This is a genomic window from Streptomyces sp. NRRL S-495 (genome assembly GCF_000966955.1).
Lineage (GTDB): Bacteria > Actinomycetota > Actinomycetes > Streptomycetales > Streptomycetaceae > Kitasatospora > Kitasatospora purpeofusca.
Map to the genome: position 1 here is coordinate 1 of NZ_JZWY01000787.1, position 9,875 is coordinate 9,875.

The window sequence follows — 9,875 nt, forward strand, 5'->3', positions numbered from 1 at the left end:
AGGCTGTAGTGCTCCGGTCGCTGCTCGGCCCGGCGGCCGAACTTGGTGGCGACGAACACCTCCGCATCCGGACGGCCCTTCAGGTAGCGGCCGATCAGCTGCTCGCTGCGGCCGTCCCCGTAGACGTCGGCGGTGTCGAAGAGGGTGACACCGGCCTCGACCGAGGCGTCCAGCACCGCCAGGGCGTCCTCCTCCCGAACGTCGCCCCAGTCGGCACCGAGCTGCCAGGTGCCGAGTCCCACGACCGCGACAGATCGGCCGGTTCGTCCCAAAACGCGCTGTTCCATGGGCCGACCCTCTCACAGAACCGCAGCACCGCAGGTCCGCCGCACACCCCCCCGGGGGGCCGCACGGTCGCACGGCCGCACTGTGACGCCCGCCACAGGTGACGCACGACCCCTGCCGCACTCCCCCGGGGGCGCCACAGGATGTCCATACAAGTCGAGGCGTTCTTCTGACGTACAGCAACCGGACACCGGTGGTCGGCCCGGACGTACCCCGTAGCCGCTGTCCTCTTCAGGCACCGTTCCTCCACCCCCCATGACAGGCAGAGGTCTCCCACCCATGGCTGAGCTGAACCGGCGCCGTTTCCTCCAACTGGCGGGCGCCACCGCCGCGTTCTCGTCGTTGTCGCAGAGCATCGCGCGTGCCGCCGCGATCGCCCCGGCCGGCGCCACCGGGACTCTCCAGGACGTCGAGCACATCGTCGTGCTGATGCAGGAGAACCGTTCGTTCGACCACTACTTCGGCGCGATGAAGGGCGTGCGCGGCTTCGGCGACCCGCGCCCGGTCACCCTGCCGAGCGGAAAGCCGGTCTGGTACCAGACGGACTCCGCCCGCAAGGAGATCCTCCCGTTCCGCCCGCAGGTGAACAACCTGGGCATGCAGTTCGTCCAGGACCTCAACCACGACTGGGCCGGCGGCCACAAGGCGTTCAACAACGCCAAGTACGACCAGTGGGTGCCGGCCAAGACGGCCACCACGATGGCCTATCTGACCCGCCAGGACATCCCGTTCCACTACGCGCTCGCCGACGCGTTCACCCTCTGCGACGCCTACCACTGCTCGTTCATCGGCTCCACCGACCCGAACCGCTACTACATGTGGACGGGCCACACCGGCAACGACGGCACCGGCGGCGGCCCGGTGCTCGGCAACCAGGAGGCCGGGTACGGCTGGACCACCTACCCCGAGCGGCTGGAGCAGGCCGGCGTCTCCTGGAAGATCTACCAGGACATCGGCGACGGCCTGGACGCGGCCGGCTCCTGGGGCTGGATCAACGACCCCTACCGCGGCAACTACGGCGACAACTCGCTGCTGTACTTCAACAATTACCGCAACGCCAAGCCCGGCAGCCCGCTGTACGACAAGGCCCGCACCGGCACCAACGCCAAGGCGGGCGACGGCCTGTTCGACCTCCTGCGGCGCGACGTGCAGGCCGGCACGCTCCCGAAGATCTCCTGGATCGCCGCCCCCGAGGCGTTCACCGAGCACCCCAACTGGCCTGCCAACTACGGCGCCTGGTACATCTCGCAGGTCCTGGACGCGCTCACCTCCAACCCCGATGTCTGGGCCCGGACGGCGCTGTTCATCACCTACGACGAGAACGACGGCTTCTTCGACCACGTGGTGCCGCCGTTCCCGCCCTCCTCCGCCTCCCAGGGCCTGTCGACCGTCGCCACCGGCGCGGACTACTACGGCGGCAGCATCGGCTACGGCGCCGGCGCCTACGGCCTGGGCCAGCGGGTGCCGATGCTGGTCGTCTCGCCCTGGAGCACCGGCGGCTACACCTGCTCGGAGACCTTCGACCACACCTCGATCATCCGCTTCATGGAGCGCCGCTTCGGCGTGCTGGAGCCCAACATCTCGCCCTGGCGGCGCGCGATCTGCGGCGACCTGACCACCGCCTTCGACTTCACCGCCTCCAACCCGGCGCCCGCGGCCCTGCCGTCCACCGCCGGCTACCGCCCGCAGGACGCCAACCGGCACCCGGACTACGTGCCCGCCCCGCCGGCCGTCGGCACCATGCCGAAGCAGGAGGCCGGCACCAAGCCCACCCGTCCGCTCAAGTACGCACCGTACGTGGACGGTTCGGCCGACATCGCGACCGGCAAGTACCGCCTGGCCTTCAGCGGCGGGGCGGCGGCCGGCGCGCAGTTCCTGGTCACCTCGCCCAACCGCACCGACGGTCCGTGGACCTACACCGCGGAGGCGGGCAAGAACATCTCCGACGCCTGGAACACCACCTACTCCAAGGGCCTCACGGACCTCACCGTGCACGGCCCCAACGGCTTCCTGCGCCGCTTCCGCAACCCCGGCAAGACCGCCGGGCCCGAGGTCTCCGCGCGCCACAACCCGACCACCGGCAACCTCGACCTCACCTTCACCAACCCCGCCGGCGCCGACGCCGTCCTCACCGTCGCCAACGCCTACGGCGGCACCCCGCAGACCGTCACCGTCCGCCGGGGCGCGACCGTCGGGTACACCGTGGACCTGCGCGGCTGCCGCAACTGGTACGACGTCACCGTCACCTCCTCCGTGACGGCCGACTTCGTCCGCCGCCTCGCCGGCCACGTCGAGACCGGCGCCCCCGGCCTCTCCGACCCGGGCCTCCTCACCTACTGAGCCCGCCCGAACCTGCCAGAATCCGCCCGAACCCGCCCGAAACCCGTCGGTCCGGCCCGGGCGCCCCGCACTCCGGGGTGCCCGGGCCGGACCGCCCTCGGGGCAGACCGCCCCAGGCAGGGACACGCCCGGAGCAAGGCCACGCGCGCCCGGCCGCGCCTGTGCGCGCACGCGCCCGCGGCGTGCAAACCTGGGCCATGCCCCTTCCCCTGTACGGCGTGGCCGTCGGCACCTTCCAGGACTTCTCCCGCGACCCCTCGCACGACTTCGGCCAGTGGTACCACGGCCATCTGACCCTCACGACGCCCACCGGCACCTTCGAGGCCGCCCTCGACGTCGACGCGCCCGGCAGCGTGGGCGTCTCCTACCGGCTGGTGGACGGCCTGCACCGCTCCGACCTGGGCTCCCTCCCCCAGCTCCCCGACGGCTTCCAGCGACTCGAGTCCTCATCCACCTCCGGCGCGCTGGACTACGCCCGCAGCCCGCTGCTCCGCGACCCGGACTGGCTGCGCGCCCTCAGGGGGCTGGTGCTGCGGGTGGTCTCGCTGCTGCAGAAGCAGCCCGTCGGCGCGCCGGCGTTCGGCCCGACCGTGGCCGACCGGCTGGTGGCGCTGCTCCACAGGCTGCCGAACCGCCCCGTCGCGGTGTACCCGTGGGTGGCCAGCAACGGCGACAACGCGCTCGACGTGCTGGAGCCCCTGCTCCGCTCCGCCGACCGGATCTACGTCTTCGGCCAGCGCTTCACCACGGGCCTCGGCGTCCACGACGTGCACCTCAACCAGGGCGACCCGCTGGGCAGTCAGTGGTACGACACCGACGGCATCTGGCAGGACGGCGCCGTCGTCTGCGAGTTCGCGGACGGACGGGTGGTCGTCTGGCAGATCAGGTTCAACACCCAGAGCCTGAACACCGACGGAGCGGGCCACCCGCTCTGACCGACCCGCGACGGGCCCCGGCCGCCGAAGCCACCCGATCGGGTGAGATCCCGTGTCGCCGCCCCCGAGGCCCCCGGTCCGGCCGCAAGACTGGCCCCATCAGTCGGACCCGACAAGGAACTTGTGATGGCGGAAGAACTGTACGCGACACTGAAGACCAACCAGGGCGACATCGAGATCCGGCTGTTCCCGGAACACGCCCCCAAGACCGTCAAGAACTTCGTGGAACTCGCCACCGGCGAACGGGAGTGGATCGACCCCGCCACCGGCCAGAAGAGCAAGGAACCGCTCTACGACGGCACGGTCTTCCACCGCGTCATCGAGGGCTTCATGATCCAGGGCGGCGACCCGCTGGGCAACGGCACCGGCGGGCCCGGCTACAAGTTCGCGGACGAGTTCCACCCGGACCTCGCGTTCACCAGGCCCTACCTGCTCGCGATGGCCAACGCCGGGCCGGGCACCAACGGCTCCCAGTTCTTCGTCACCGTCGGGGCGACCACCTGGCTCACCGGCAAGCACACCATCTTCGGCGAGGTCACCACCGACGCCGGCCGCAAGGTCGTCGACGCCATCGCCACCACGGAGACCAACCCTCGCAACGACCGGCCGGTGCAGGACGTCGTGATCGAGAAGGTCGTCGTCGAGAACCGCTGACCGACCGGCACCGACCACCCCTCACCCGGGCCGGAGCCCGGTCCCGCGCCGCCCCGCCCCGCACCGCAGGCCCGAAACCTCGGTGTGGGAGGATCCCGCCCGGATGATCGACATCGGGGGCGGTGGGGCACGTGCTGGTCTGGACGGCGCGGGTGAGTGCGGTGGGTGCGTGGGCGGTCCTGTCCGTCGCGATCGTCTGGGCGTTCGGCCTGGGCGGCGGGACCCGCCAGCCGCTGACCACGCTCGACACCCTCGGCCGGATCGGCATCGGCCTGCTCTGGCTGCGGGTGGCGGCACTGTGGGCGTCCAAGGCCGTCCGGGTGCGGGCCCGGCGCAAGCGCCGCCGGGTCTCCCTGTCCAAGGACACCGGCCCGCTCGGTTCCGGGTGCCGCTGACCTTCGACGCGACCCCCTGGGTCTGGGTGCGAGTGACCGCCGTCCTCCTGCTGCTGCCGTTCGCGGCCGCGCTCCCGGGCGCCCTGCACGCGATGGACGGCGGCGAGGACGTGCGCGCGCTCAAGAACGCGGGCGCGGTGCTGTCCACCGCGACAGTGGTCGGGGTGACGGACGCCGGGGCGGTCGAGGACTCCGACGGCGTGGTGACGCACTACGACTCCGATCTGGAACTCGTCCTCCCCGACGGCAGCCGGATCACCGCCTGGGGCGCCGACACCTACGAGGAGCCCCGCACCGACGACCGGGTGCAGGTCCTGTGGGCCCCGTCGGCGCCCCAACTGGGCTCCCTGGTACGCACCTCGGACCTCTCCCAGCACGTCGACACCGGCACGACGATCGGCGGCATGCGCCTCTTCCTGCTGCTGTTCTTCGGCGTGTTCTTCGTCTGCTTCGTGGTGCCGCTGTCCGTCGCGGCGGAAGCGGACCAACTGCACGACCTGGCCTGGCGCCCCCTCGCCCAGACCGCCCTCCCCGTCCTGGCCACCCTCCTCTTCCTGTGGATCCGCCCGCTGCTCACCGGCGTCGGCATCGGCAGCCCGGAGTCCGTCCTGCCCGCCGTCTTCGGCGGCTTCGCGATCCCGCTGCTCCTGCTGTACACCGGCCTGGCCCTCCGGGCGCTGGTCGACTGAACCCCCTCCCGGACCGGGGCCACGCCGGCGACCTGGGCGACCGGACGACGAAGGGGTCCCGGGAGCATCACGTGCTCCCGGGACCCCTTGCCGCAACGGGCGGTCCGCTCGACGTCAGCGCGGTGTCACTGGGGCATCAACGGCCCTGGAGGGACTTCGCGTTGTCGCCGAAGCTCCAGCCCTTCGAGCCGTCCCAGTTGATCGACCAGGTCATGAGGCCCTTCAGGGCGCCGCCGAAGGCCCCCCACGACTGGCTGACCAGGCTCGGCGCCATGTAGCCGCCGCCCGCGCCGGGCTGGGCCGGCAGACCGGGCACCTGCTTGTCGTAGGGCACCTTGATGGTGGTGCCCTGGATGGTCAGGCCGTTGTTCAGGCACTCGGTCTGCTTGGTGAAGCCCTGGACGGTGCCGGCCTGGTAGGAGTCACCGGAGCAGCCGTACATGCTGCCGTTGTAGTACTGCATGTTGAGCCACCACAGGCGGCCGTTGTCCACGTACTTCTTGATGATCGGCAGGTAGGCGCCCCAGATCGAGCCGTAGGTGACGCTGCCGCCGGTGACGTACGCGGTCTCGGGGGCCATCGTCAGACCGAAGCCCGCGGGCATCTGGGCGAGGACTCCGTCGATGATGCGGATCAGGTTGGACTGGGAGGCGGACAGCGTGCCGATGCTGCCGCTGCCGGAGAGGCCGGTCTCGATGTCGATGTCGATGCCGTCGAAGTTGTACTTCTTCAGGATCGGGACGACGGTCGCAACGAACTTGTCCGCGACGGTGCTGGAGCCGAGGTCGATGCCCGCCGCGGCGCCGCCGATCGACATCAGCAGCGTCGCGCCGGCCGCCTTGGCCTGGCACATCTCGGCGGGGGTCGAGACCTTGACGCCGGCGTCCATGCCGTCCTGCCACAGGACGGTGCCGTCGGAGAGGATCACCGGGAAGGCGGCGTTGATGACGTTGTAGCCGTGCGCGGCGATCCGGCTGTCCGTGATGGGGACCCAGCCCATGCCCGGGTGCACGCCGTTGGAGGCGCCGTCCCAGTTCTCCCAGTAGCCCTGGAGGACCTTGCCCGCGGGGCGGGGCTTGGTGGGGCAGGTGTCACCGGTCGGCGGCGTGGTCGGCGGCGTCGTGGGCGGGGTGGTCGGCGGGGTGGTGGGAGGCGTGGTCGGCGGCGTCGTGGTGCCGCCGGGGCCGCTGAGCACCACGTCGTCCGCATAGTACGCGGGCTGTCCGTACCAGCCGTGCAGGAAGATCGTCACCGAGGTGGTGCTCGGTCCGGTGCTGAAGCCGACGTTGAGCTGGCTGTAGGAGGCGCTGCTAGGCGTCCAGGTGGACTGGGCGCCGCTCAGGCCCGTGCCCGTGGCGCCCAGGTAGATGTAGCTGCCCTGGACGTAGGCACTCAGCGTGTACTGCGAGTTGGGCAACACGCTGACGGTCTGGGTGCACTGGGCGCTGTCCGAGCCGGCCGGCGTGGCCTTGAGCGCGGAGGAGCCGGAGTGCACCGGACTGCCGACGGCGACGCCGGAGCCGCCGGAACACGTCCAGTCGGAGAGTCCGTTCTCGAAGCCGGGGTTGGCCAGCAGGTTGGGGACCGCCGCACCGGCGGTGACATTGCCGGCCACGACGAGGCCGGCGCCGATCACGGCGGCGGCGCTGACCAGCGCGAGGGAGCGGTTCACCGCGCTCGGTCCGGACCGGGCGGCGCGGCCGGTCCGGTACGTCCGGGCGGCGCGTTCCAGGGTGGCCCGGGGCTGCGGATCCGGGGTGCGCGACCTTCGACGGAACATGCTGTGCTCCCTTCCCGCCGAGCGCCAGGGACAAGACCGACGCGTGGGGGCGTGACGCCCGGCTCTGGGTGAGGTGGGGGACATGTGGGGCTGTGCCGGTCCGGATCGTAGGAGGGGCGGCCGGGCACGTCAATAGGTCTGGACCAATTGCGAGGGTCTGGACCAATTAGGGAGGCAACCGACGGACCGTCAAGCCCGACGGGGCGGCAAACCGCCCCGACATCCGACCATCCGAACGAGTGAATCCGAGGAGGGCCGCCCCGGCTCGCGGCCGCCCGCCCGACACGCCGTCCGCCCCCGGCGCGGGGCGGCCCCGGACCACCGGGGGCGTGCTCGAAAAGTCCCTGTTCGACCCGGGCTCGCCCGGAGGGAAATCCGCTTGAACGACGCGCTCGAACAGCACCATCATCGGACCCCACCCCGACCGTGACGGATTCGCCAACTCGGTTTCCTGGAAGCCGAGTTGTGCTGATTCGCCATGGCCGGGCCCGGTACTTCCGCCCGTCCGCGCACCGCTCCGCGACTGGAGGCCCCGTGGCCTGTCACCCCACCCCGGCGATCCACCTCCCACCTGTCCCCGTGTCCCCACCCGTCCCGTCGGCCCGGCCGGCCCTCGCACCGCAGCAGGAGGCGAACGCTTGAGCACCACGACGACCTCGACCGGAACCTCCGACGAGGAACTGCAGTGGCTCGCCGACGGGCGCCGCATCGAGGCGATCGAGGCGATCAGCGTCAGCGCGATGGCCCGCCGGCTGCCCGCGCTCGTCGTCCGCGCCTTCCGCCTCGGCTGGCGCATCGACCGCACCTCCGTCGCCCTGCTCCTCGCCTGCCAGGCGGTGTCCGCCGTCCTCGGCGCGGCCGGCCTGTTCGCGACCACCGGGACGATCTCGGCCCTGTTCGGCCCCGGCCAGGTCGGCGCCAAACTCGCCCACGCCGCACCGTCGATCGTCGTGATCGCGGCGGCCGCCGGCGCCCGCTCCCTGCTGGGCATCACCATCCAGTCCATCACCATCCACCTCTCGCCGCGCATCTCCCGGGAGGCGGAGGCCTCGGTGCTGCGCGCCACCGTCGCGGCCGAGCTGACCGCCTACGACCACGCCGGCTACAACGACGAGCTGGAGGCCGCCGACCGGGGCGCCGAGGTCTGCGTGGACATCGTCGGCGAGGCGCAGAACCTGCTCGCCTCCCTCGCCTCCCTGCTCGGCGCGGCCGGCGTGCTGACCGTGCTCCACCCCGCGCTGCTCCCCCTGCTGGTACTGGCGGCGCTGCCCCAGGGAATCGCCTCGGTGCACGCCGCCCGGGTCCAGTTCCTGGCCAACCGGGCCGCGATCGGCGACCGCCGGATCATGGCCAACCTGCGCTGGTACATCCACCTCAAGCGCAACGCCGACCAGGTCCGCTCCGACACCATGGGCGAGTTCCTGCTCAGCAAGTACGACCACGTCGGACGGCGGCTGGACGCCAACTCGCGGCAGGCGGCGCGGCGCAGCGCCCGGGTGTCGGTGGTCGGCGCCGCCGCCTCCGGGCTCGGGACGGCCCTGGTCTGGGCGGCGATGCTGTGGCTGGTCAGCACCGGCCGGATGAGCCTGCCGCGCGGCGGCGCCGCGGTGTTCGCGCTGGCCGCCGTCGGCACCAGCCTGCGCGGCATCGTCGGCTACGGCGCCGACCTGTTCCGCACCGGCATGTACCTGGACGACTGGTCGAACTTCCTCGACACCGCCGGCGGCCACCGGCCCGAGCGCGGCGCCGGAACGCCCGGAGCACCGGAGCGGATCGCGGTGGAGGACCTCAGCTACGGCTACCCCGCCGCCGACCGCAAGGCGCTGGACGGGGTGAGCCTGCACGTCGAGCGCGGGGAGATCCTCGCCCTGGTCGGCGAGAACGGCTCCGGCAAGACCACCCTCTCCAAGCTCCTGGCCGGCCTCTACCTCCCGGACGCCGGAGCGGTGCGCTGGGACGGGCGCGACACCCGCGAGCTCGACCCGCACGCCCTGTGGCGCCAGGTCGCCGTGGTCCCGCAGGACTACGCGCGCTGGCCCCTGACCTGCCGCGAGAACATCACGCTGGGCCAGCCCACGCCCGAGGGCGATGCGGCGGTGCTGCGCGCCGCCGAGGCCTCCGGGGCCTCCGACGTCGTCGCCAAGCTCCGCCGGGGCCTGTCCACCCTGCTGGCGGTGGAGTGGCTGGGCGGCGAGGAACTGTCCGGCGGGCAGTGGCAGCGCCTGGCCATCGCCCGGGCCTTCCACCGCGAGGCCGGGCTGCTCGTCCTGGACGAGCCGACCGCCGCGCTCGACCCGCGCGCCGAGCACCGGATCTTCCAGAACCTGCGGGCGGTCGCCCGGGAGCGCGCGGTCGTCCTGGTCACCCACCGCCTCACCAACGTGGCCGTCGCGGACCGGATCGTGGTCCTGGAGAACGGCCGGGTCCTCCAGGAGGGACCTTCGCCGAACTGGTCGCCGACGGGGCCGGGCGGTTCAGGGAGCTGTGGGACCTGCAGAACGAACGCACCGGCCTGCCGACCCAGCGGACCCGGCCGCCCGAGGAGTCCGGAGAAGCCGAGAAGGGGGAGCCGGAGAGGTCCGGGTGACGGTGCCGCCAGGGGCGGAGCGGCGGACCCGCCGCTCCGCCCCGCGCCCGGGCGGGCCGACGGGGGTTCAGCGGGACTTGGCGGCGTGGACGAACTCGGTGATCAGGTCGGGGTCCTTGACCCCGCGCCGGACCTCGACCCCGCTGGAGACGTCCACGCCCCACGGGTTCGCGGCCGCGACGGCCTCACGGACGTTCGCCGGGCTGAGAC

The 9,875-nt window shown here is 72.2% G+C and carries 6 protein-coding genes and 4 pseudogenes; 6 read left to right on the forward strand and 4 right to left on the reverse strand.

Annotated elements, in window-relative coordinates; translation table 11 throughout:
• The coding region (locus VR45_RS33490; protein WP_199926049.1) for an aldo/keto reductase at positions 1-287 on the reverse strand (287 nt) is incomplete at its 3' end.
• Between the two features lie 277 nt (positions 288-564).
• Between VR45_RS33490 and VR45_RS33495 the strand changes: the two genes are divergently transcribed.
• The 5 genes from VR45_RS33495 to VR45_RS33515 all read left to right on the forward strand — a co-directional run bounded on the left by VR45_RS33495 (position 565) and on the right by VR45_RS33515 (position 5,298).
• Positions 565-2,625: a phosphocholine-specific phospholipase C gene (locus VR45_RS33495; protein WP_045943669.1), complete on the forward strand. Its 2,061-nt coding sequence runs from the start codon at positions 565-567 to the stop codon at positions 2,623-2,625.
• A gap of 197 nt (positions 2,626-2,822) precedes the next feature.
• Positions 2,823-3,560, forward strand: coding sequence for a DUF2278 family protein (locus VR45_RS33500; protein ID WP_045943673.1), 738 nt, complete (start codon positions 2,823-2,825; stop codon positions 3,558-3,560).
• Positions 3,561-3,686: 126 nt separating this feature from the next.
• Positions 3,687-4,214, forward strand: a complete 528-nt coding sequence (locus VR45_RS33505) for a peptidylprolyl isomerase (RefSeq protein WP_045943670.1) — start codon at positions 3,687-3,689, stop codon at positions 4,212-4,214.
• 131 nt (positions 4,215-4,345) lie between these two features.
• On the forward strand, positions 4,346-4,609 hold the full coding sequence (locus VR45_RS33510; RefSeq protein ID WP_159394448.1) for a hypothetical protein: 264 nt from the start codon (positions 4,346-4,348) through the stop codon (positions 4,607-4,609).
• Positions 4,600-5,298 (forward strand): hypothetical protein, encoded by a 699-nt coding sequence (locus tag VR45_RS33515; protein WP_045943672.1) that lies wholly within the window; start codon positions 4,600-4,602, stop codon positions 5,296-5,298. The genes VR45_RS33510 and VR45_RS33515 overlap by 10 nt, the downstream gene beginning before the upstream one ends.
• A gap of 136 nt (positions 5,299-5,434) precedes the next feature.
• Here the strand turns inward: VR45_RS33515 and VR45_RS50785 are convergent.
• Both VR45_RS50785 and VR45_RS50790 read right to left on the reverse strand, forming a co-directional pair.
• Positions 5,435-6,391 (reverse strand): annotated as a pseudogene (locus VR45_RS50785) (chitinase); the annotation flags it as partial.
• A 147-nt stretch (positions 6,392-6,538) separates the two neighbouring features.
• Positions 6,539-7,162, reverse strand: a pseudogene (locus VR45_RS50790) (carbohydrate binding domain-containing protein); the annotation flags it as partial.
• A 1,598-nt stretch (positions 7,163-8,760) separates the two neighbouring features.
• Here VR45_RS50790 and VR45_RS49385 point away from each other — a divergent pair.
• Positions 8,761-9,303, forward strand: a pseudogene (locus VR45_RS49385) (ATP-binding cassette domain-containing protein); the annotation flags it as partial.
• A gap of 429 nt (positions 9,304-9,732) precedes the next feature.
• Here VR45_RS49385 and VR45_RS44755 read toward each other — a convergent pair.
• Positions 9,733-9,875: pseudogene (locus VR45_RS44755) on the reverse strand (phosphoribosylanthranilate isomerase); the annotation flags it as partial.

Excerpts from the sequence above, each read along its gene's own strand:
- VR45_RS33495 (WP_045943669.1), top strand. The coding sequence starts at position 565 with ATGGCTGAGCTGAACCGGCGCCGTTTCCTCCAACTGGCGGGCGCCACC.
- VR45_RS33505 (WP_045943670.1), top strand. The coding sequence starts at position 3,687 with ATGGCGGAAGAACTGTACGCGACACTGAAGACCAACCAGGGCGACATC.
- VR45_RS33500 (WP_045943673.1), top strand. The coding sequence starts at position 2,823 with ATGCCCCTTCCCCTGTACGGCGTGGCCGTCGGCACCTTCCAGGACTTC.